Raw genomic sequence first — 22,159 nt, 5'->3', positions numbered from 1 at the left:
ACAAGACGCTTTTTTTAATCTACAAATTACATTTAGATTCTTACCTACTATATTAAGAATAACTATTTCTGATCTAAATAGGTTTTATTTCCATTTTTATTGATGTAATACTTACCTCCTTTTGGTCCTGTATATACTTTGTGACCGTTATGAGTTCCGGTAACTTTATCTTTAGTTACAGTAACTTTTTCTTTGGCAGTAACCGTTTTCTTAGTTGTCACATTAGTCACTGTTTCCTTCTTAGCTTTTACATCTTTTTTTGCATCAGCAGCCACATCCGTTTTTTTCTTTGCTGCTGCTTGCTTATTAGCCTTAGCTTCTTCCGCTAATTTCTTTTTCTTATCAGCTGCCGTTGCCGCTTTTTCTTTAGCATCTTTATCGATTTTTTTCTTTTCGACAATCACTTTTTCTTTTTTCACTTTTACAACTTTATTAGCCGTTTCCTGAGCATGAAAATGACTATTACAAACTAAAAGAAAGCAAAATAAAATTACATTTTTCATAACATAATAATTTTAAGATTAGTGACTTAAATATAATCAACTTTAAAATACAAAACACAAATTCTAAAAAATATTTTAACACGTAACAAAATACATTTTAGAGCGTTATAAATCTGAAACAGATATATCAACAACTTACAATTATTAAATCGAAATATTTTTTTGAAAACTATTGTAACTTTTTTCTATTTCATACGTATAACTATTTGTACACTTTAAAAATTGGGACAACAAAATCATGAGACAACTTAAAATCACCAAGCAGGTTACCAATCGTGAAACTGCTTCATTAGACAAATATTTACAAGAAATTGGAAAAGTTGACCTTATTACTGCTGACGAAGAAGTAGAATTAGCACAACGCATCAAAGCCGGAGACCAAAGAGCTCTTGAGAAATTGACAAAAGCCAATTTACGTTTCGTTGTTTCGGTAGCAAAACAATACCAAAACCAAGGATTAACTCTTCCTGATTTGATCAACGAAGGAAACTTAGGTTTAATTAAAGCAGCGCAACGTTTTGATGAAACGCGTGGTTTTAAATTCATTTCGTATGCTGTTTGGTGGATTCGTCAATCGATTCTTCAGGCATTAGCAGAACAATCTCGTATCGTACGTTTACCTTTAAACAAAATTGGTTCTATCAATAAAATCAACAAAATGTATGCACTATTAGAGCAATCTAATGAGCGTCCGCCTTCTGCTGAAGAAATTGCAAAAGAACTTGACATGACTGTAAATGATGTAAAAGAGTCTATGAAAAACTCTGGACGTCACTTATCAATGGATGCTCCTCTTGTTGAAGGAGAAGATTCTAACCTTTATGACGTATTGCGTTCTGGTGAATCTCCAAATCCAGACAGAGAGTTGATTCACGAATCATTGCGTACTGAAATCGAGCGTTCATTAGAAACATTAACTCCTCGTGAAGCTGATGTAGTTCGTTTGTATTTTGGTCTTGGTGACCAACACCCAATGACTTTAGAAGAAATTGGAGAAACTTTCGACTTAACTCGTGAGCGTGTACGTCAGATTAAAGAAAAAGCTATCCGTAGATTGAAACATACTTCTAGAAGTAAAATATTAAAAACATACCTTGGTTAATTTTTAAAATACAAATTTTAAATTCCAAATTCCAACTACAACTTGGGATTTGGAATTTTTTATTTGGAATTTCGTTTTATAAACAGAAAATAATATAATGAAAAAGAATACCCTTATTGCTCCATCAGTATTAGCTGCTGATTTTGCTAATTTAGAACGCGACATCAAAATGATTAATACTAGTGAGGCCGACTGGTTTCATATTGACATCATGGACGGTGTTTTTGTTCCTAATATTTCTTTTGGAATGCCAGTTCTGGAAGCCATCAAAAAACACGCTACAAAAACTATCGATGTACATTTGATGATTGTTGATCCAGACAGATATATCTCGACTTTCAAAAAACTAGGTGCCGATGTACTTACAGTTCACCTTGAAGCAACAACCCATTTGCACAGAACTTTACAAGCAATCAAAGCCGAAGGAATGAAAGCCGGAGTTGCTTTGAATCCTCATACTAATGTTGATTTATTAGAAGATGTAATCAACGATATTGATTTAGTTTGCATCATGAGTGTGAATCCTGGTTTTGGCGGACAATCTTTTATCGAAAATACCTATGATAAAATCAGAAAATTAAAAGCTTTAATCAATAAAAAAGGAGCTTCAACCATTATCGAAATTGACGGTGGAGTTACTAATAAAAATGCTGCACAACTAGTAGAAGCCGGAGCTGATGTATTGGTAGCAGGAAGTTATGTTTTTGGCGCTGCTGACCCAATTGCAACAGTAGCTGATTTGAAAAAAATCACTTCATTATAAAACTCAAAAAAGTCCCTTAATTGGGACTTTTCTTTTTTTTAAACTATTCTTTAAAATTAATCATTCTTACAATAATTTTAAACAATTCAGGATGATGCTCTTTAAATACCTCTGGTGTTTCAAAAAAATGTTCTAAAAGTACTGCCAAAAATTCGAATTGATTTTGATAAGCATACAATCGGAAATAAGCTTTAGAACGTAATTGAGCATTTAAATCTTCATCATTGTTATACTGCATTATTTTATTAAACTCATCAAAAAAAATAATTGCACTGGGATCATTACTCTTCAAACAATGAAAATGCAAAGCATGTGTAAATTCATGTAAACCCAAATTGAGATTATCATTTGAAACTTGATGCCCTAGAAGATAATCTTCCCAAGAAAAAACAATCGCTTTCATTCGTGGATTAAATTCTCCTTTGTGATATACTTCGTTTGAAGACGAATAATAACTGGACGGATAAATAATAATTCTTGAAAACAATTCAATCAAATACTTTCTAAAACCAAAAGTTAACATCACGTAATTTCCGGCAATGAGAATTTTCATAAATTGAGTAATCTCTATATCCTTGCCTTCAAAGTCATATTTATCAATAAATTTTTCTATTCTGTGTTCGAAATACTTTTTCTTTTTTAAACTAAGACGATTGTAGAACGGAAAATTATCCTTTAAAATCACTTTTTGCTCATTGCTTATTTTTTTCGAAAAAGGATAAGCATACAAAAACAATGGCTTTTTAAAAATTAGAATATAAATAGGTTCTATTATCCTAAATACAATTAAGACAAGAGCAAGTATTACAACAAGAAAAAGAAAGAAAAACTGAAATACCATAATAGGAACCTAAAATCACTTTTTAATTCAACACAATTTAAAATAATAAACCTCAAAAACAACCAATCAGCTTGATTATTTTTGAGGCTTATTTTAAGTGACCGCGGAGGGGTTCGAACCCCCAACCCTCAGAGCCGAAATCTGATATTCTATCCAGTTGAACTACGCAGTCAAAATATAAAATTACAATTTTTAAATTCCAAATTCCAATGTTGTTAATATGCCAAATTGGAATTTGGAATTTTTATTTTGGAATTTAAACTAATAATTTCTTTACAATTGTTGAAACTGTTTTTCCTTCAGCAGTTCCTCCTAATTGTGCTGTAGCTAATCCCATTACTTTCCCCATTGAAGCGATTCCTGATGCTCCAGTTTCGGCAATGATTTTAGCAATTACAGCTTCAATTTCTTCTTCACTTAATTGAGCCGGTAAAAATTTCTCGATTACTGCTACCTGAGCTAATTCCGGTTCAGCTAAATCAGGACGGTTTTGTTCAGTAAAAATTCTTGCACTTTCTTTTCTTGTTTTCACCAAGCGCTGCAACAATTTTATTTCTTCCTCTTCTGAAATTTCTTCTTTAGAACCAGATGCTGTTTGAGTCAAAAGCAATTCTGATTTCACTGCTCTTAATGCTTCTAAAGCTACTGTATCTTTAGCTTTCATGGCCGTTTTGATTTCGTCCATTATTTTTACTGATAAACTCATTCTTGTTTTTATTAAGTAAGCATCAATGCTTAGATTTTCTTTTATTTGTTTAAGTGACTTCAGAATTCTTAACAATTATTACCTAAAGTCAGACTCCGTGCGAAGGTAAAAAAAATAACCCGAAAATTAAATGCAATTTTCGGGTTATTGTTTATGAAACAAAATTCATTAATCTACATTATCGTGTAAATAAGAATTATTAGAACGCAATTGCAAATCATTGTTACTATCTGTACCAACTGAAATTCTTGAGTTAGCATTGTTAGTTTGATTGTTAGAAATATCGATACCTAATCTTTTGTAAGCAGGCTCTTTTTCATACTCATCAATTTTAGAAACATTATTATGAAACTTATAATTAAATTCTTTTAATTTTTTTCTTCTTTCATCAGCTCTCATTCGTAAAGTTTCCTCAATTGTCATTTCAATAGGAGAAATATCTTCAGCGTTTGAGAAATCTTCCGGAGCTAATTCAACTTTTTTCATCGTAATATTTAACTCTTCAGGAATTACTTCTTCCACTACTTTTGCAACTGGTTTAGAAGATAATAATTCATTCTCAGCATCCATATATTCTTCAAGAGAATACCTAATGACTCCTTTGTCTGACAATTCAGTAACAGGAACAAATTGAACCGCTTGATTCACTTTTATTTCTTTAGTCTCATTTGTCAATTCAAACAAAACTTTTTCTTCTTTTTCCTGAACTGGCTCTGCTTTAAACAAAGGCATATCAAATGAAATAGAAGTTTGTTCTTGTTTTTCGATTGCTTTTGGCTCTTCAACAACTGCCTTTGGCTGCTCAAAAATCACCTGCTTTACTTCTTCAGCTTTTGGTGTAGAAAAAGTAAACTCTTCTTCTTTAATTGGAGAAACTATTTCGAAAGTAACATCTATATTTTTAATAAATTCAGACATTGCCATCAACTCTTCGTTTCCCTCAACAGGAACTACAGGAGCTGTCTCAGTAACAACCGGAGCAACAGCAACTACTTCTTCTTCGTCATCAATTAAATCAAAAACAACGCGATCTTCAGTAATATTACTTACCGGTTTATCAATATCTAAATCAAAACCTGCAACAGTATTATTAATTAGATTATGAACAATTTTTTGCTCATCTTCTAAGGTATGAATGATTTTTTTAGGCTCTGTATTTACAATTCCGTTTTGTTGTTCAATATCAAATCCTGTAGCAATAATTGTTACAGCAACTGCATCACCTAATGACTCATCTTCACCAACCCCCATAATGATATTAGCATTATAACCAGCTTCACTTTGAATATGGTCATTAATTTCTCCAATTTCATCTAAGGTAATTTCGTTAGATCCAGAAACGATGAGCAACAATACGTTTTTGGCACCTGTAATTTTGTTATCATTCAACAAAGGAGAATCTAAAGCAGCAACAATAGCCTCTTTAGCTCTGTTTTCACCTGAAGCAACCGATGAACCCATAATAGCTGTTCCGCTATTAGCCAATACCGTTTTAGCATCACGTAAATCGATATTTTGCGTATAGTGATGTGTAATTACTTCAGCAATTCCTCTTGAGGCTGTTGCCAAAACTTCATCTGCTTTTGAGAATCCTGCTTTGAAACCAAGATTTCCATATACTTCTCTTAATTTGTTATTATTGATAACAATTAAAGAATCTACTTGTTTACGTAATTTTTCTATCCCGATAAGCGCTTGTTCCTGACGTACCTTTCCTTCGAAACCAAAAGGCAAAGTCACAATACCTACGGTAAGAATTTCTCTTTCTTTAGCCAGTTGAGCAATTACAGGCGCTGCACCAGTTCCGGTACCACCACCCATTCCGGCTGTAATAAAAACCATCTTAGTTCCGCGGTCTAACATCTTTTCGATATCAGCAATACTTTCTATAGCCGATTGCTGACCTACATCCGGATTAGCACCAGCTCCAAGACCTTCTGTCAGATTTACACCTAACTGAATTTTATTCGGAACGCCACTATTTTGTAACGCTTGTGAATCCGTATTACAAACAATAAAATCAACTCCTTTGATTCCTTGCTTGAACATGTGATTAATTGCGTTACTTCCGCCTCCACCTACACCTATTACTTTGATTACATTTGATTGATTTTTTGGTAAATCAAATGAAATACTTCCAAATTCTGAGTTGCTCGTCATATTATTTGGTTTTTGATATTAATATATTTTATGCTTTATTCTTCTTTTTCTACTACTCTGCGTTATCTAAAAAATCTTTGATTTTATCAACATAACGATCAAAGAAAGATCGCTTAATCTTTTCTCCTGTTGACTCTTCTTTTTTAGAAAAAACAGGCACTTGCGTTTGTACTTCCTGAACTTCCTGCTGATATTGCTCTACAACTTCAACAACAGGTTCACGATAGTAAACCGCTTTTTGTGCAACAACTTCTTCTTTTCTTATCGCACTTTGTGTATTATTACAAATACTATTCATTACTAATCCAACAGCAGTTGCATACAACGGACTAGAAAATTCTTCATCTGAATTACCTGCTAAATGCTCATTTGGATATCCAATTCTGGTATCCATTCCAGTAATATATTCTACTAATTGTTTAATGTGCTTCAATTGAGCTCCACCACCAGTCAATACAATTCCTGCAATTAGTTTTTTTCTTGGATCTTCATGACCATACGCTTTTACTTCATTAAAAACTTGTTCAATTATTTCTACCACACGGGCATGAATAATTTTAGACAAATTTTTCAAAGAAATCTCTTTAGGCTCTCTTCCTCTTAAACCTGGAATAGAGACAATCTCGTTGTCTTTATTTTCTCCTGGCCAAGCTGAACCGAATTTCACTTTCAATAATTCAGCCTGTTTTTCTATAATAGAACAACCTTCTTTGATATCATCAGTAATTACGTTTCCTCCAAAAGGAATTACTGCTGTATGACGAATAATTCCGTCTTTGAAAATAGCCAAATCAGTTGTTCCTCCACCAATATCGATTAAGGCAACTCCGGCTTCTTTTTCTTCCTGACTTAAAACCGCATCTGACGAAGCTAATGGTTCTAATGTTAATCCAGATAATTCAATACCCGAACTTTGAATACAACGTCCTACATTTCGAATAGAAGATGCCTGTCCCACTACAACGTGAAAACTGGATTCTAAACGTCCACCATACATTCCGATAGGTTCTTTGATTTCAGATTGCCCATCTATTTTAAATTCCTGAGGTAAAACATGAATGATTTCTTCCCCAGGCAACATTGCCAATTTATTAACCTGATCAATTAGTAATTGAATATCGTTTCCTCCAATTACTTCTTCAGGATTACTTCTGCTGATATAATCAGTATGCTGAATACTGCGAATGTGCTGACCAGCGATACCTACAACAACATCTTTAATTTTATAACCTGAATTACTTTCTGCTTCATTAATTGCTTGCTGAATAGACTGAATGGTTTGTGTAATATTATTAACCACTCCTCTAGCCACACCTAGACTTTTGGATTTTCCAACACCCAAAATTTCTAACTTACCATACTCATTTTTCTTGCCTATCATGGCAACGATTTTGGTTGTCCCTATATCTAGACCTACTGCAATATTCTCTTTTTCCATTTTCTATTATTTAGTGCAAACTACTTGTTTTGTAAACCTGAGATCAATCTTTTTATATTTATACAATGTACTATCTAAAACTGCCTTTTGAAAAAAAGCTTTATAATTCTTAAATTTTGTCTCAAAATTCATCATACTTCCAAAATCAATCTGGTAATCAAAATTTCTATTGAACATTTTTAAGCTAGCATTGGGCATAATTTGAATGGCAATGATGTTTTTTTTCAAAAATTCATCTTCATAAATCACACGAAACAGCTGTGTGAATTTCTCCTTATCCTTAGTGTTTATATCCCCTGAAACCAGCGGAACCCTAGCTGTAAAATTATCGGATAGCGGCATCTTACCACCTTTATAATCAACATAAAAAGATCCAGAACCATTAATTACTCTAGCCACAGGAGTCTTTTGCTTTACAACCGCTTTAAGAACGCCATCGACACTTACAAAAACATCTGATTCGTCAATCATCGCATTTGAGTCCAGCTTTCTTTCCAGCTTATTCAAATCTAATTTATCTTTTCCAATAGCTAAGGGGTTGCCCAAATTTTCTATTAACAATTTATTAACCGCTTCTTCTTTTAAAAAAATATTGTTTTCTCCTACAAAAACAACAGCGATTTTAGCTATTTTTCGTTGTTCATTTCGCTTAGAAGTAAACGAAAAAAGAAAAATAACCAATCCCAACATAAGGATTAATCTGAGGTTTGTCCAGTTAACTATTTTTTTCATTTAAAGCTGTTTTAATTGCACTCACCATTTCACCAATATCACCCGCTCCAATAGTTACAACAACCGGAGCATCGCTTTCTAACATCGTTGCTATCAAATCTTCTTTTGAAACCAATTTTTTTCCTTCATTTTTCATTTTGGACATTAACCATTCAGAAGTTACTCCTTCCATAGGCAACTCACGAGCAGGGTAAATATCCATTAACAAAACTTCATCAAACTGCGATAAACTCTTTGCGAAATCATCAGCAAAATCCTTTGTTCTGCTAAAAAGATGTGGTTGGAAAACGGCCAAAACTTTTTTGCTTGGATACAATTCTCTTACCGCCTGATGAACCGCATTTATCTCAGTAGGATGATGTGCATAATCATCGATATAAACTAAATTTTCAGTCCTGATTTGGTATGAAAATCTTCTTCTAATTCCTTTAAATGAAGCTAAGGCTTTTGCAATTGCATCGGTTGGGGTTCCGTAATTTATTGCCATTGCAAGAGCCATTAAAGCATTCATTAAATTGTGTCGTCCTGGTAATCCAAAACGGAAATCTTTTAAAATTCCATCAGGCGTTTTTACATCAAAAACATAACTTCCGTCTTCGATTCTGACATTAAAAGCATCATAAACTGCTTCTTCATTTACTCCAACTCTAATTCCTGAAAGCGGCAAATCATTCGCAACAAATATTTTTGACTTATCTTCTACCTTATTAGCAAATTCCGTAAAAGACTCCTTAATTGCCTCATCTGTTCCGTAAATATCCAAATGATCGGCATCCATTGATGTCACACAGGCAATATTGGGATGCAAATGCAGAAAGGAACGATCAAATTCATCTGCTTCAACCACCGTTACCGTTTTTCCGCTTCCTATTAAATTCGAATTATAATTCTCAACAATTCCTCCAATAAAAGCCGTAACATCGGCTCCGCTTTCATGTAAAATATGGCCTAAAATACTAGATGTAGTTGTTTTACCGTGCGTTCCCGCTACTGCAAAACAAAAAGTATCTTTGGTAATAATTCCTAAAACTTCGGCTCTTTTTTTAACCTGATAATCACGCTCTAAAAAATAATTCCATTCAGCATGACTTTTAGGAACTGCCGGTGTAATGATAACTAAGGTATTTTCGACAAAATAATCCTTTGGAATCATATTAATATCATCATCAAAATGAATATCAATTCCACTTTCGATTAACTCATTAGTTAAAATCGTTGGTGTTTTGTCATAACCAGAAACTTGTTTTCCAATATACTTAAAATAGCGCGCCAAGGCACTCATACCAATACCTCCGATACCGATAAAATAAACGTTTTGTATTTGGTTTAAGTTCATTTTTAATTTCAATTTCAATGGCAATTGTCAAAAAATCAAAATTGAAATTACCATTGTGTTATTATTTTATTTCTACTTTTCTATTGTCATTGCCAATTGCTATTAGCATTGTTATTGCTATTTGATCAATTTCACAATTTCATCTGCAATTTGCTTTGTTGCTTCTGGCAAAGCGAGCTGTTTTATATTTTCACTTAACTGTTTTTGTTTACCTTCATCTTTTAACAAAGCTTCAAAAACCAAACTGAATTCTGTATTCAAATCTGATTCTTTTATAAGTAAAGCACCTTTTTTATCTACAATAGCTTTTGCATTTTTTGTTTGATGATCTTCGGCAACATTAGGCGATGGAATAAAAATTACAGGTTTCCCAACAATGCATAATTCCGATACCGATGAAGCTCCTGCACGTGAAATAATCACATCAGCTGCAGCGTACACAAAATCCATCTTTTCGATAAAAGCTACTACCTGAACGTTATCTCCATTATATTTTTTATAATCTTCGAAATATAATTTTCCGCATTGCCAGATAATCTGAACATCCTGAGCCAAAATATTTCCCAGTTCTTTTTCAATTAACTGATTGATTCTTCTGGCACCTAAACTTCCGCCAAGAACCAAAAGTGTTTTTTTATTGGCGTCTAATTTAAAATGTGCAATTGCTTCGGCTCTTTTACTTTCGATAGCAATCAAATCCTGACGCACCGGATTTCCTGTCAGAATCATTTTCTCTTTTGGAAAAAAGCGTTCTAAATTTTCGTAAGCGACACAAATCGTATTTGCTTTCTTACTCAACAGTTTATTGGTAATTCCAGGAAAAGAATTCTGCTCCTGAATTACTGTTGGAATTCCAAGCGAATTTGCTGTCTGCAACAAAGGACCACTTGCAAAACCGCCCGTCCCTATAACTACATCTGGCTTAAATTGTTTTATTATTTTTCTTGATTTCCATAAACTATCAAGTAATTTAACTGGAAACAACATATTTTGTAATGTCAATTTTCTTTGCAATCCGGCAATCCACAAACCTTTTATAGCATAGCCGGCCTGAGGTACTTTTTGCATTTCCATTTTATCCTGAGCTCCTACAAAAAGGAATTCTGCATCAGGAAATCTGGATTTTAATTCATTAGCAATCGCAATTGCAGGATAGATATGTCCTCCAGTTCCTCCGCCACTTAATATGAATTTATATTGTTTCATTACTATCAAATTTATTTGTTCAAAACAGCATTCATCGGATTAGACATTTTATCTTCTATCGAATAAGTCTCATGTTGCTTTTCTTCTTCCGCTGCTAATTCTGCATCTATCAATCGTTGCAATGCTTCTTCTCTTTTAGCCGCTTCTTTTTTCTCTTGTTCGATTTCTTCTTCTTTTTTGGTTACACCAATGATGATTCCCAATGCAATACAAGTCATCCAGATAGAAGTTCCTCCACTACTTATTAACGGCAGCGTTTGTCCTGTTACCGGCAATAATTCAACTGCAACAGCCATATTAATCATCGCCTGAAAAATCATTGGAAAACCAAGCCCTATAACGACTAATTTCCCAAAAAGCGTATTGGCTTTATGCGAAGCCACTACAAAACGGAAAAGCAATAACAGATACAAAAACAATACTCCTAAACCGCCTATTAATCCATATTCTTCAACGATAATGGCATAAATAAAATCAGAAGAAGATTGTGGCAAAAAGTTTTTCTGAACACTTTTTCCAGGTCCTAATCCGTAAATTTTACCTGAAGCAATCGCAATTTTAGCTTTTTCAATTTGGTAATCATCTTCATCCGGTTTATCGGTGCTAAAGTTTTCAATTCGGCTTTCCCAAGTTCTAACCCTGCTAAAGAATTTAGCATCTGGAAACGCCTTAGACAATACCCAGAAAAAACTAAGAAATACAATTCCAGTACCTACAATAACTCCAATATATTTTATTGGATATTTCCCAATATAAACCAACATTAATATCATTGAAAAAATTAATGCCGTAGTAGAAAAATTTGAAGGCAGAATAAATATCAAAGTGATAAAAACAGGCAACCAAAGTTCTCGCAACGAATCTAAAAACACGATTGGTTCTGTTCTGGTTTTCGATAAATAACGTGCTACAAACACAAACAACACTAATGCTGCAAATGCCGAAGGCTGGAACGAAATACCCACAAACGGAATTTGGATCCATCTACTTGCGTTAGCTCCGCCGATTACTGTTCCTTTGATCATTGTAATGGCCAGAACTACCCAAACTACAGGCAATAACCATTTAGAAATAGATCTAAAATAATGGTAAGGAACTTTATGAACGTAATAAATAATAGCAAAACCACAGCCAATATGCGCCAAATGTTTCAACAAATACCCTAAAGTATTTCCTGTTCCATGACCCAAATAAGCCAAATTACTACTAGCACTAAAAACAGGCATAAAGGAAAACAAGGCCAATAAGGCCACAAATGACCAAATACCTTTATCTCCTTTTAATCTGCTAATTAGTTGTTTCATTTCTTTTATGTGTTATGAGTTATGAGTTGTGAGTTATTTTATGTGAACAAAAAATTCACTTCTAACTTCCAACACCTGACTTCTAACTTTTTTTACAAATTATGTACTGCCTCTTTAAATTGACGTCCTCTGTCTTCATAGTTTTCAAACAAATCAAAACTTGCACAAGCTGGTGACAACAAAACCGTATCTCCTTTTTCAGTGATACGCTGCGCCATTCTTACGGCATCAACCATATTATTTACTTCCAGCATAATATCAACCACATTACCAAAAGCATCAATAATCTTTCTATTATCTACACCCAGACAAATCACCGCTTTTACTTTCTCACGTACTAAAGCCATCAGTTCGTTATAATCATTCCCTTTATCAACACCACCTACAATCCAAACTGTTGGCGTAGTCATACTATCAAGAGCAAAGAAAGTAGCATTTACATTAGTCGCTTTAGAATCATTGATATATTCTACATTTTGGATTTTCAATACTTTTTCAAGACGGTGCTCAACACCTTGAAAATTAGATAGACTTTCGCGAATTGTTGCTTTTCTAATTTGCATCAATTTAGCTACAGAAGTTGCTGCCATTGCATTTTTAAAATTATGTTTTCCTTCCAAGGCAATTGATTCTGTTTCCATTTTAAATTCCTCTTGATTGATTATTGCTTCCATTGTGTTATTTTTTATAAAGGCTCCTTCTTCGAATGTTTTTGTCAATGAGAAAGGAATTAATTTTGCTCTTGTTTTATTCTTTTGTAACCATCCTGAAATTGCTTCGTCATCTGCATCATAAATGAGATAATCTTCTTCAGTCTGATTCATTGTGATTCTAAATTTCGAATCAATATAATTCTCATATTTATAATCGTATCGATCCAAATGATCCGGACTTATATTAGTTATAATGGCGATATGCGGCTTATAATTGATAATTCCGTCCAGTTGAAAACTACTCAATTCCAACACATAACTATCGTATTTATCCTCGGCAACCTGTTCAGCAAAACTTTTCCCAATATTACCTCCAAGTCCTACATTCAATCCTGCCGATTTTAGCAAATGATAAGTTAACATTGTCGTAGTGGTTTTTCCGTTACTTCCTGTTATTCCTATCGTAATTGCCTTAGTAAAAGGAGCAGCAAATTCGATTTCAGAAATCACCGGAATTCCTTTTTCAATCAGCTTTTTTACAATGGGCGCTTTCTCAGGAATTCCCGGACTTTTCATCACCACATCGGCATTTAAAATCAGGGATTCAGTATGTTTTTCATCTTCCCATTCGATACCATTATTTACAAGAACTTCTTTGTAATTATCTTTTATTTTTCCAAAATCAGATACGAAAACATCGTATCCTTTTTCTTTTGCCAGAATTGCTGTTCCAACTCCGCTTTCGCCTCCGCCTAAAACTACTAATCTCATACTATCTTAATTTTAGGGTCACAATTGAAAGAATGGCTAATAAAATAGCTACAATCCAAAATCGGGTAACAATCTTACTTTCATGATAACCTTTCTTTTGATAATGGTGATGTAATGGCGACATCAGGAAAATTCTTCGGCCTTCGCCAAAACGCTTCTTAGTATATTTAAAATAACTCACTTGTAACACGACTGAGAAATTTTCGACCAAAAAGATTCCGCATAATAATGGAATCAATAATTCTTTTCGAACCGCAATGGCTAATACTGCAATGATTCCTCCAATGGTTAAACTTCCTGTATCTCCCATAAAAACCGAAGCCGGATAAGAATTGTACCAAAGAAATCCTATCAGTGCTCCAACAAATGCGGCTATAAAGACGGTCATTTCTCCCGAATTTGGGATATACATAATGTTGAGATAATTAGAAAAAATAATATTCCCTGAAACGAATGTAAAAATCGCGAGCGCCAAGACCGAAATCGCCGAAGTTCCTGCTGCGAGTCCGTCAATACCATCAGTTAAATTAGCTCCATTTGAAACTGCTGTAATGATAAAAATTACTACCGGAATATAGATTAACCAAGCCCATTTTTCATATCCATCACCTGTCCAGGCTAAAACTTCGGCATAATCAAATTCATTATTTTTGAAAAACGGAATTGTAGTAGCTGTCGATTTTTCTTCAATACCTGCAGGAACAACAACCGTTTCTGTTGTTTGTCTAAAAACGTCTATTTTCCCAGTATCAGTTCGAACAGTCACTTGTGGATTGAAATACAAAACACAACCTACAATTAACCCTAGTCCAACCTGTCCAAAAACTTTAAAAATTCCTTTTAGTCCTTCTTTATCTTTTTTGAAAATCTTGATATAATCATCTACAAAACCAATTGTCCCCATCCATAAAGTGGTAACAATCAATAAAACCACATAGATATTATGCAATTTAGCAAACAGAAAAACAGGAATTAAAGTCGCAAATATGATAATCAATCCCCCCATAGTAGGAGTTCCTGCTTTCTCATTTTGTCCTTTTAAACCAAGTTCTCTAATCGTTTCACCTACCTGCTGCCTCTGTAAAAAGCTAATCACTCTTTTTCCGTAAATTGTAGATAACAATAACGAAAGAATAAAGGCTAATGACGATCTAAATGTGATGTATTGAAAAACTCCTGTTCCGGAAATATTCAATGTTTTGTTCAAATAATCAAATAAGTAATACAGCATCTTTTTACTATTTATGAAGTTCTTCTAAAATTTCCTTAACCGTTTCCATATCATCAAAATGAGCACGAACTCCTTTAATTTCCTGATATGTTTCGTGTCCTTTTCCTGCTATTAAAATAATATCATTGGGCTTAGCCAATTGACAAGCAATTTTTATTGCCTGTTTTCTATCGGTTACAGCAAATACTTTTTTATGATTTTGCGGAGCGACACCTTGCTCCATTTCGCTAATAATTACATCCGGATCTTCATCTCTTGGATTATCAGAAGTTAAGATGGTTTGATTACTCAATTCAGAAGCAATTTGCGCCATTACAGGTCGTTTTGTCTTATCTCTGTTCCCACCACAACCTACAATCGTAATTAGCTGTTCGTTATTAGTACGTACTTCATTAATGGTTTTTAATACATTATCTAAAGCATCTGGTGTATGCGCATAATCAACTATTGCAGTAATATTCGAATCAGAAACAATGTATTGAAATCTTCCTGAAACACTTTCTAATTCCGATAGCAAACGAAGCGTTTCTATTTTATCCATTCCTAATTCGATAGCTGTAGCATAAATTGCCAAAAGATTGTAAGCATTAAAAACACCTATCAGCTTTACCCAAACTTCATTACCTTCAATTTTCAGTAAAGATCCCGACAATAAATTTTCAAGAATTTGTGCTTTATAATCAGCGTAAGATTTTAGTGCATACGTTCTTTTTTGAGCTACGGTATTTTGCAACATTACCGCTCCATTCTTGTCATCTATATTAGAAATGGCAAAAGCAGTTTTTGGCAAATGATCAAAAAAAGATTTTTTAACATCTCTATATTCAGCAAAAGTGGCGTGATAATCTAAATGATCGTGTGATAGATTAGTAAAAACTCCACCTTTAAAATGCAAAGCTTCGGTACGTTTTTGATGAATTCCGTGCGAACTCACTTCCATAAAACAATATTCTACACCTGCATTAAGCATTTCGTTTAAAAAATGATTAATTGTAATTGAATCTGGTGTTGTATGGGTTGCTTTATACTCTACATCATCAACCAATATTTTTACTGTAGAAAGTAAACCAACTTTAAATCCTGCTTTTTTAAATAATTGATACAATAAAGAAGCAATTGTTGTTTTACCATTAGTACCTGTAATACCAACTAATTTTAATTTTTCAGATGGATTTCCAAAATAATTAGCTGCCATAAAAGCCAATGCTTTATTAGTATCATTAACCTGAACATAGCTAACTTCGCTAACAAATGTCTCCGGAAAAGTATCACATATAATTGCTTTTGCTCCTAAATCGATAGCTTTCTGAATATAATCATGTCCATCAGAAATTGCCCCCCGAATAGCAATAAACACATCATTAGCTTCGATTTTTCTAGAATCAAAATCCAATTTCCCGATGGCAATATCTGTCGATCCATGAACCGCTTCAATTGCTACTCTATATAATATGTCTTTTAATTTTATCACAATAATTCTAAAGTTATAGTTGTGTTTTTTATAATATTTTGACCCGCCTGAAGCGATTGTTTTTTAACTTTTCCTATACCGTTGGTTCTTACTTTCATTCCTAAGTTTTCTAACAAGGCAATCGCATCCATTCCCGGCATTCCCTTTACATCAGGAATTCTTTGTTGCGATTTTTGAAGCTTTGCGTAATACTCGTTGTAATTTGCTTCCTGCTTTGGAATCTTTTTATCCAGTCTCTTGATTTCATTTGTCGAAGGAACTTCGGTAAATATCTTTTGTGCTATTCGTTTAAAAACCGGACCGGCAACATCGGCACCGTAATAATTATTTTTTGCTGTATTAGGTTTATGAACCACTACGATACACGAATATTTAGGATGATCGGCTGGAAAATACCCCACAAATGACGACGCATAATACAAACCTGTTCCGTCTCTTTTACCATAATTTACCTGAGCTGTACCCGTTTTTCCTGCCATAGAAAAATCTTTAGAATACAACTTAGAACCTGTTCCTTTTTTAACCACGTTTTTCAAAACTTCTTTCAGTTTCAAAAGAGTTTCCTGCGAGCAAATTCTAGGATTAATAACCTCAGGTTCCATCTTTTTAATGGTTCTGTTCCATTCCTTAATTTCAGAAACAAATTGTGGTTTTACCATCACTCCATTATTAGCAACAGCATTATAATAGGCTAAAGTTTGCATTGGCGTAACCGAAACCCCATATCCAAAAGCCATCCAAGGCAATGAAATATTAGACCAGTTTTTATCTGTGGGCTGCGGAATAAATGGACGTCCTTCTCCTTTAAAATCCATGTTCAATCGCTTATTCAAACCATAAGAATTGACACGATTTACAAACTTAGACGGATTGTTTTTGTAATTATCATACACCGCCTGTACTAAAACAGTATTTGACGATAATTCGAAACCACGTGCCAAAGAAATTTTACCATATCCTCCTTCATGTGAATCTCTTACTGACTTACCCGAATATTTTATAATTCCTCCCTTAGTATCATAAACTGTACTTGTATCGGCAACTTTATCTTCCAGAATCGTCATTAAATCAACCAATTTAAAAGTTGAACCTGGCTCGTGCGATTCGGCTACAGCATAATTAGTCGTTTCATAATACGTTCCGTCATTAGCTCTTCCTAAATTAGAAATTGCTTTTACTTGTCCTGTATGTGATTCCATCACCACAACACAACCGTGATCTGCCTGATAATCCTGTAATTGTTTCAATAAAGCATGATGCGCAATATCCTGAATATAAACGTCAATGGTTGAAATCACATCGTATCCATCCTGAGGATCTACCTCATTAACATCACGAATAGGCTTCCATTGTCCTTTAGCGATTTTTTGTTTTAAAATTCGCCCATCTTTACCATTCAGGTAATCTTTGTATGCCCATTCGATTCCTTTTCCATCTGAATGTCCTTGTTGATATTGCCTTTCATAACCAATGGTTCTTTCTGCAATTTTACCAATAGGATGCTCACGCACAGTTTTTTGATCGACTATAATTCCGCCTTTGTAAGGTCCAAGTTCAAATAAAGGAAAACCCTTTATTTTCATATAATCAGTATAGCTTAAATCTCTGGCAACTAAAAAATAACGGTTTTTATTTGCTCTGGCTTTTCTTAATTCATTTTGATAAAAACCTGCTGATTTTCCTAAAACAGTTGCCAATGAATCAGATAATGCATTTACATTTTCATCAAAAGCAATTTTGCTTGGCGCCAAAGCATCAAAACGAATGATATATTTAGGAATTGAAGTCGCCAGCAAACTTCCGTCAGCAGAATAGATATTTCCTTTATTAGCAGGAATAACAAAATTTTTAACGGTTCTTTCCTTAGCTAATTCTCTGTAATAATCTCCTTCAACCCATTGAATATTGGTCAGTTTAACAGCAATTGCTAATGCCATCAAAAAAATAGCAAAAGCAACCAGATAAATTCGGTACGATATGTATTTATCATCTACTGCCATAATTTTTCCAGGAAACTTTTTTCTTCTACATCTTTTACTTTTATCTTAACAGGCGGTACTGTTGACGGGTAAATTTCTTTCTCTAACATTTTTTCAGAAACAGTCGATTCCATTCTCAATTTCATTAATTCTGAGCGTCTGTCTACAAATTCAGAACGCATTTCCTTTACTTCCGAAGTTAATTCGGCTATTTTAAACACTTTTTGTTCGTAACGCTGTGTGTTTGCAATCATTATAATTGCCAGAGCAATCAAAAAAACAATAAAACGCCAATTCTTTATCGCATCTTCATCGATTAAAAATCTTGCTTTTAATAGATTATAAATACTCGTTTTCATGGTTTATCTAAATCTTTTCGGCAATTCTTAATTTGGCACTTCTTGCTCTATTATTAATTTTAATCTCTTCGTTATTCGGAACAATTAATTTCCCAACAAGCTTAAACGGAACTGAAAAATTTCCAAAAAAATCACGCTCAGGCTCTCCTTCAAACATACCGTTTTTCATGAATCTTTTTACCAGACGGTCTTCCAGAGAATGATACGAAATCACACTTAATCTTCCTTGTGGATTCAAAATTTCTAATGATTGTTCTAAAAATTCTTTTAAAACATCCATTTCCTGATTTACTTCAATTCGAATGGCCTGATAAATTTGAGCCAAAACTTTATTTCGAACTTTTTCAGGTAAATATTTCGCTAAAACTTCCTTCAATTCATCAGTAGTTTTTATAGGTCGACGTTCTCTTGCTTCAATAATTGTTCTTGACAGAGCAGGTGCATTTTTCAATTCGCCGTAATCAAGAAAAACTCTTCTTAAATTAGCATCATCATATTCATTAACTACCTTATAAGCATTAAGATCATTTTTCTGACTCATTCTCATATCTAATTCCGCATCAAATCGGGTAGAAAAACCTCTTTCAGGCACATCAAACTGATGAGAAGAAACTCCTAAATCTCCTAAAATCCCATCCACCGTTCTTGCTCCGTAAAACCGCAAGAAGCGTTTTATATGTCTGAAATTTTCATTTATCAAAACAAATCGTTCATCAGGCAACGCATTAGCAAGCGCATCTTCGTCCTGATCAAAAGCAAATAATTTCCCATTAGGACCTAACCTACTCAAAATCTCTTTCGAATGACCACCACCGCCAAAAGTCACGTCTACATATACTCCATCAGGCTTAATATTTAAGCCATCTACCGTTTCTTTAAGCAAAACTGGATTATGATATTCCATTGTTGTCATCATTTATATTACCCATTACCTCTTCAGCCAAATCTGCAAAATCAACTCCATCATCTATTGACTGCTCATACAAATCTTTATCCCAAATCTCTACAATATTTACCGCCGATGAAAAAACAACATCTTTAGCAATACTGGCAAATGTTACCAAATCTTTTGGAACCAATAAACGTCCCAAAGCATCAATCTCAACTACCTTAACGCCAGCTGTAAACTTGCGAATAAAGTCGTTGTTCTTTTTAACAAAACGGTTAAGCTTGTTGATTTTTTGCATCATTAAATTCCATTCTTCCATTGGATACAACTCCAAACACGGTTGAAACAAGGAACGCTTCAAGACAAAACCGTCCTGAAGAGAGGAAGCCAATTGCTTTTTTAAAGGAGCAGGCAACAAAATCCTCCCTTTAGCATCAACTTTACACTCGTATGTCCCTACAATTGTATTCAAAAGAATCGCTTTAAATGATATACAGCAAAAATATAAAAAATTTTACCACCTTTTACCACTTTTTACCACTTTGTTGATAAGTTTACCCACTTCAAACCTAAAACCGGTAATTTTTAGACTATCAGAAGATTAGCTCAATTCTCTTTTCTTACAAGACCTGCTATTTATTTAGCAAAAGTTACCATTAGTACACTCTTTTTACAACCCATAAAGACTAAGTTAATTTTATAAAAAAAATGCAGTAATCGACAGAAACAACAAACCTGATTGTTAATAAACCCAAACAAAATCCAGAATATTAACCTCAAAAAAACTTGTCAAAAATTCTTTTTAACTGAATATATACTATATTTGTCGAAATTGAAATTCGCATCCAAACACATGGACAAAAACTATAAAAAAGAAGGCAAATACAGCTATTACGAGGCAGGAGAAGGAATACCTATTGTCATTTTACATGGCTTAATGGGAGGTTTGAGTAACTTTGACGGAGTAGCTAATTATTTCTCTGACAGAGGATACAAAATTGTTATTCCCGAATTACCTATATACACTCAAAGCCTACTAAAAACTAACGTAAAAGCTTTTGCTAAATACGTAAAAGACTTCATCACTTTTAAAGGTTTTGACAGAGTAATTCTTTTAGGAAATTCTCTAGGAGGACACATCGCATTATACCACACAAAAGTATATCCTGAAAAAGTAGCAGGACTTGTAATAACAGGAAGTTCAGGACTTTACGAAAGCGCCATGGGCGATAGTTACCCAAAAAGAGGTGATTATGAATACATCAAGAAAAAAGCGGAAGATGTATTTTATGACCCAAAAATCGCTACTCCGGAAATTATTGATGAAGTATACGCTACAGTAAATGACCGCATCAAATTAATCAAAACTTTAACCATTGCTAAGAGTGCAATTCGTCACAATATGGCTAAAGATTTACCAAAAATGCACGTTCAAACCTGTATCATTTGGGGAAAAAATGACAAAGTAACACCTCCGGATGTAGCAACAGAATTCAATAATTTATTACCAAATTCAACCTTATACTGGATTGATAAGTGCGGACATGCTGCAATGATGGAACATCCGGATGAGTTCAACAATTTACTGGAAGACTGGCTGACAAAAACCAATTTAAAAGCTGCTTCGGTATAAAATAGCTTTTTTTAAATAAGAAAACATGAAAATCAATACCGCCGAATTCGTAATTAGCAACTCAGATGTAAGCAAATGTCCAAAGGATTTTTTGCCGGAATATGCTTTTATAGGCAGGTCTAATGTAGGAAAGTCATCATTAATCAACATGTTGACTAACCATAAAAGTTTAGCAAAAACTTCTGGAAAACCAGGAAAAACACAGTTAATCAACCATTTTTTAATTAACAAAAACTGGTTTTTAGTGGATTTACCCGGATATGGCTACGCCAAAGTTTCTAAAAAAACTAAATCTGTTTTCCAACAGTTTATTACTGATTATTTTGAAAAAAGAGAACAATTAGCCTGTGCTTTTGTACTGATTGATATTCGACATGAAGCACAAGCTATCGATATTGAATTCATGAGTTATATGGGCGAAAGCGAAATTCCTTTCTGCATCATTTTCACTAAAGCTGATAAAATCAGTAAGGTAAAAATCGACTCTCATGTAGCTGCTTACAAAAAACAAATGTATGCTAACCACTGGGCCGAAATGCCTCCTTATTTTGTAACTTCCTCAACCGAAGGAACCGGAAAAGAAGAAGTACTAAGCTACATTGACGAAGTAAATCAGGAAATTTTTAACAACAACGGATTCTAAATTCCAATTTAAAAATTCCAAAACCCAAACAATAATCAATAAAAAAATCCCAAATTCCATTTATAAAACTTGGAATTTGGGATTTTCTTTATTGGAGTTTAACTATTTTGTCAACTCTAATTTTTCTGCAAAATATTCACAAAAATCTCTCATTGTTGCCGTCATCTTTTCGTCACTTGTAGCACGCTGAAAAGTATCCGACATAGCCACTAAAGTTTGGTGAAAGAAAATTTTCATTTCATCAACAGGCATATCTTTCGTCCACAAATCAATACGCATACTTTCTTTTGCTTTGCTGTCCCAAATAGACAACATAATTGCTTTTGATTCTTCTAATTCTATTCCGCCGTCTTTTGCAGTCCAAAACAATTTTTCCGGAATACGGTTTTCGTCTAACTCTACTAGAAAGTTTATTTCTGATTTATTTTTATCTGACATT

The 22,159-nt window shown here is 33.7% G+C and carries 21 protein-coding genes and 1 tRNA gene; 4 read left to right on the top strand and 18 right to left on the bottom strand.

Annotation, left to right across the window (positions count from 1 at the left end; genetic code table 11):
* Nucleotides 1-62 precede the first annotated feature (62 nt).
* Nucleotides 63-503, bottom strand: coding sequence for a hypothetical protein (locus FEM21_RS12235; RefSeq protein ID WP_035660685.1), 441 nt, complete (start codon nt 501-503; stop codon nt 63-65).
* Between the two features lie 238 nt (nt 504-741).
* On the opposite strand from FEM21_RS12235, the gene FEM21_RS12230 reads away from it, so the two are divergent.
* Together FEM21_RS12230 and rpe are read left to right on the top strand one after the other, a co-directional pair.
* Nucleotides 742-1,605: a sigma-70 family RNA polymerase sigma factor gene (locus FEM21_RS12230; protein ID WP_007804760.1), complete on the top strand. Its 864-nt coding sequence runs from the start codon at nt 742-744 to the stop codon at nt 1,603-1,605.
* A gap of 97 nt (nt 1,606-1,702) precedes the next feature.
* Entirely contained in the window at nt 1,703-2,368 is a 666-nt protein-coding gene (gene rpe / locus FEM21_RS12225) for a ribulose-phosphate 3-epimerase (protein WP_035660684.1), read from the top strand.
* A gap of 43 nt (nt 2,369-2,411) precedes the next feature.
* On the opposite strand, the gene FEM21_RS12220 is transcribed toward rpe, so the two are convergent.
* From FEM21_RS12220 to mraZ, 16 genes are all read right to left on the bottom strand, one after another.
* Nucleotides 2,412-3,098 carry a zinc-dependent peptidase gene (locus tag FEM21_RS12220; RefSeq protein ID WP_160171317.1) on the bottom strand — a complete coding sequence of 229 codons (687 nt, stop codon included), beginning with the start codon at nt 3,096-3,098 and terminating at the stop codon, nt 2,412-2,414.
* A gap of 209 nt (nt 3,099-3,307) precedes the next feature.
* Nucleotides 3,308-3,381 (bottom strand) — tRNA-Arg (locus FEM21_RS12215).
* Nucleotides 3,382-3,465: 84 nt separating this feature from the next.
* Nucleotides 3,466-3,915, bottom strand: a complete 450-nt coding sequence (locus tag FEM21_RS12210; protein WP_035660703.1) for a GatB/YqeY domain-containing protein — start codon at nt 3,913-3,915, stop codon at nt 3,466-3,468.
* A 168-nt stretch (nt 3,916-4,083) separates the two neighbouring features.
* Complete coding sequence (gene ftsZ, locus FEM21_RS12205; protein WP_035660681.1) at nt 4,084-6,075, bottom strand: cell division protein FtsZ; 1,992 nt, start codon at nt 6,073-6,075, stop codon at nt 4,084-4,086.
* Nucleotides 6,076-6,127: 52 nt separating this feature from the next.
* A complete protein-coding gene (ftsA, locus tag FEM21_RS12200) occupies nt 6,128-7,513 on the bottom strand; it encodes a cell division protein FtsA (protein ID WP_035660679.1) in 1,386 nt (461 codons plus the stop codon).
* A gap of 6 nt (nt 7,514-7,519) precedes the next feature.
* Nucleotides 7,520-8,245 (bottom strand): cell division protein FtsQ/DivIB, encoded by a 726-nt coding sequence (locus FEM21_RS12195; protein ID WP_035660678.1) that lies wholly within the window; start codon nt 8,243-8,245, stop codon nt 7,520-7,522.
* Nucleotides 8,229-9,581 carry a UDP-N-acetylmuramate--L-alanine ligase gene (gene murC, locus FEM21_RS12190; protein ID WP_035660701.1) on the bottom strand — a complete coding sequence of 451 codons (1,353 nt, stop codon included), beginning with the start codon at nt 9,579-9,581 and terminating at the stop codon, nt 8,229-8,231. Before murC ends, FEM21_RS12195 begins: the two co-directional genes overlap by 17 nt.
* Nucleotides 9,582-9,698: 117 nt before the next feature.
* Nucleotides 9,699-10,787, bottom strand: coding sequence for an undecaprenyldiphospho-muramoylpentapeptide beta-N-acetylglucosaminyltransferase (gene murG, locus FEM21_RS12185; RefSeq protein ID WP_035660677.1), 1,089 nt, complete (start codon nt 10,785-10,787; stop codon nt 9,699-9,701).
* A gap of 11 nt (nt 10,788-10,798) precedes the next feature.
* Entirely contained in the window at nt 10,799-12,091 is a 1,293-nt protein-coding gene (locus FEM21_RS12180) for an FtsW/RodA/SpoVE family cell cycle protein (protein WP_035660675.1), read from the bottom strand.
* A 92-nt stretch (nt 12,092-12,183) separates the two neighbouring features.
* Nucleotides 12,184-13,515, bottom strand: a complete 1,332-nt coding sequence (gene murD, locus FEM21_RS12175) for a UDP-N-acetylmuramoyl-L-alanine--D-glutamate ligase (protein WP_035660674.1) — start codon at nt 13,513-13,515, stop codon at nt 12,184-12,186.
* Between the two features lies 1 nt (nt 13,516).
* Entirely contained in the window at nt 13,517-14,746 is a 1,230-nt protein-coding gene (gene mraY / locus FEM21_RS12170) for a phospho-N-acetylmuramoyl-pentapeptide-transferase (protein WP_035660673.1), read from the bottom strand.
* Nucleotides 14,747-14,753: 7 nt separating this feature from the next.
* Nucleotides 14,754-16,214: a UDP-N-acetylmuramoyl-L-alanyl-D-glutamate--2,6-diaminopimelate ligase gene (locus FEM21_RS12165; protein WP_035660700.1), complete on the bottom strand. Its 1,461-nt coding sequence runs from the start codon at nt 16,212-16,214 to the stop codon at nt 14,754-14,756.
* On the bottom strand, nt 16,214-18,217 hold the full coding sequence (locus FEM21_RS12160; RefSeq protein WP_035660672.1) for a penicillin-binding protein: 2,004 nt from the start codon (nt 18,215-18,217) through the stop codon (nt 16,214-16,216). Before FEM21_RS12160 ends, FEM21_RS12165 begins: the two co-directional genes overlap by 1 nt.
* Nucleotides 18,208-18,555, bottom strand: a complete 348-nt coding sequence (locus tag FEM21_RS12155; RefSeq protein ID WP_035660671.1) for an FtsL-like putative cell division protein — start codon at nt 18,553-18,555, stop codon at nt 18,208-18,210. Before FEM21_RS12155 ends, FEM21_RS12160 begins: the two co-directional genes overlap by 10 nt.
* Nucleotides 18,556-18,562: 7 nt before the next feature.
* On the bottom strand, nt 18,563-19,471 hold the full coding sequence (gene rsmH / locus FEM21_RS12150; protein WP_035660670.1) for a 16S rRNA (cytosine(1402)-N(4))-methyltransferase RsmH: 909 nt from the start codon (nt 19,469-19,471) through the stop codon (nt 18,563-18,565).
* Nucleotides 19,446-19,916, bottom strand: coding sequence for a division/cell wall cluster transcriptional repressor MraZ (gene mraZ / locus FEM21_RS12145; RefSeq protein WP_035660669.1), 471 nt, complete (start codon nt 19,914-19,916; stop codon nt 19,446-19,448). Before mraZ ends, rsmH begins: the two co-directional genes overlap by 26 nt.
* A 381-nt stretch (nt 19,917-20,297) precedes the next feature.
* Here mraZ and FEM21_RS12140 point away from each other — a divergent pair, with 381 nt between their 5' ends.
* A complete protein-coding gene (locus FEM21_RS12140) occupies nt 20,298-21,077 on the top strand; it encodes an alpha/beta fold hydrolase (protein ID WP_035660668.1) in 780 nt (259 codons plus the stop codon).
* A 25-nt stretch (nt 21,078-21,102) separates the two neighbouring features.
* Nucleotides 21,103-21,720 carry a ribosome biogenesis GTP-binding protein YihA/YsxC gene (gene yihA, locus FEM21_RS12135; protein ID WP_035660667.1) on the top strand — a complete coding sequence of 206 codons (618 nt, stop codon included), beginning with the start codon at nt 21,103-21,105 and terminating at the stop codon, nt 21,718-21,720.
* A gap of 102 nt (nt 21,721-21,822) precedes the next feature.
* On the opposite strand, the gene gldC is transcribed toward yihA, so the two are convergent.
* Nucleotides 21,823-22,158, bottom strand: a complete 336-nt coding sequence (gene gldC, locus FEM21_RS12130; protein WP_035660698.1) for a gliding motility protein GldC — start codon at nt 22,156-22,158, stop codon at nt 21,823-21,825.
* Between the last annotated feature and the right edge of the window lies 1 nt (nt 22,159).

The sequence above is a fragment of the Flavobacterium seoulense genome (genome assembly GCF_000695795.1).
In the GTDB taxonomy this organism is placed as follows: domain Bacteria; phylum Bacteroidota; class Bacteroidia; order Flavobacteriales; family Flavobacteriaceae; genus Flavobacterium; species Flavobacterium seoulense.
The sequence above is the reverse complement of the archived record's forward strand: the minus strand, read 5'-3'. Positions and strand labels throughout refer to the sequence as shown.

What these genes read in the sequence shown, in the direction of transcription:
- FEM21_RS12160 (WP_035660672.1), bottom strand. Translation starts at nt 18,217, where the DNA reads ATGGCAGTAGATGATAAATACATATCGTACCGAATTTATCTGGTTGCT.
- ftsA (WP_035660679.1), bottom strand. Translation starts at nt 7,513, where the DNA reads ATGGAAAAAGAGAATATTGCAGTAGGTCTAGATATAGGGACAACCAAA.
- FEM21_RS12195 (WP_035660678.1), bottom strand. Translation starts at nt 8,245, where the DNA reads ATGAAAAAAATAGTTAACTGGACAAACCTCAGATTAATCCTTATGTTG.
- murD (WP_035660674.1), bottom strand. Translation starts at nt 13,515, where the DNA reads ATGAGATTAGTAGTTTTAGGCGGAGGCGAAAGCGGAGTTGGAACAGCA.
- murG (WP_035660677.1), bottom strand. Translation starts at nt 10,787, where the DNA reads ATGAAACAATATAAATTCATATTAAGTGGCGGAGGAACTGGAGGACAT.
- FEM21_RS12235 (WP_035660685.1), bottom strand. Translation starts at nt 503, where the DNA reads ATGAAAAATGTAATTTTATTTTGCTTTCTTTTAGTTTGTAATAGTCAT.
- FEM21_RS12155 (WP_035660671.1), bottom strand. Translation starts at nt 18,555, where the DNA reads ATGAAAACGAGTATTTATAATCTATTAAAAGCAAGATTTTTAATCGAT.
- murC (WP_035660701.1), bottom strand. Translation starts at nt 9,581, where the DNA reads ATGAACTTAAACCAAATACAAAACGTTTATTTTATCGGTATCGGAGGT.
- yihA (WP_035660667.1), top strand. Translation starts at nt 21,103, where the DNA reads ATGAAAATCAATACCGCCGAATTCGTAATTAGCAACTCAGATGTAAGC.
- FEM21_RS12140 (WP_035660668.1), top strand. Translation starts at nt 20,298, where the DNA reads ATGGACAAAAACTATAAAAAAGAAGGCAAATACAGCTATTACGAGGCA.
- rsmH (WP_035660670.1), bottom strand. Translation starts at nt 19,471, where the DNA reads ATGATGACAACAATGGAATATCATAATCCAGTTTTGCTTAAAGAAACG.
- mraY (WP_035660673.1), bottom strand. Translation starts at nt 14,746, where the DNA reads ATGCTGTATTACTTATTTGATTATTTGAACAAAACATTGAATATTTCC.
- rpe (WP_035660684.1), top strand. Translation starts at nt 1,703, where the DNA reads ATGAAAAAGAATACCCTTATTGCTCCATCAGTATTAGCTGCTGATTTT.
- FEM21_RS12210 (WP_035660703.1), bottom strand. Translation starts at nt 3,915, where the DNA reads ATGAGTTTATCAGTAAAAATAATGGACGAAATCAAAACGGCCATGAAA.
- FEM21_RS12180 (WP_035660675.1), bottom strand. Translation starts at nt 12,091, where the DNA reads ATGAAACAACTAATTAGCAGATTAAAAGGAGATAAAGGTATTTGGTCA.
- FEM21_RS12230 (WP_007804760.1), top strand. Translation starts at nt 742, where the DNA reads ATGAGACAACTTAAAATCACCAAGCAGGTTACCAATCGTGAAACTGCT.
- gldC (WP_035660698.1), bottom strand. Translation starts at nt 22,158, where the DNA reads ATGTCAGATAAAAATAAATCAGAAATAAACTTTCTAGTAGAGTTAGAC.
- ftsZ (WP_035660681.1), bottom strand. Translation starts at nt 6,075, where the DNA reads ATGACGAGCAACTCAGAATTTGGAAGTATTTCATTTGATTTACCAAAA.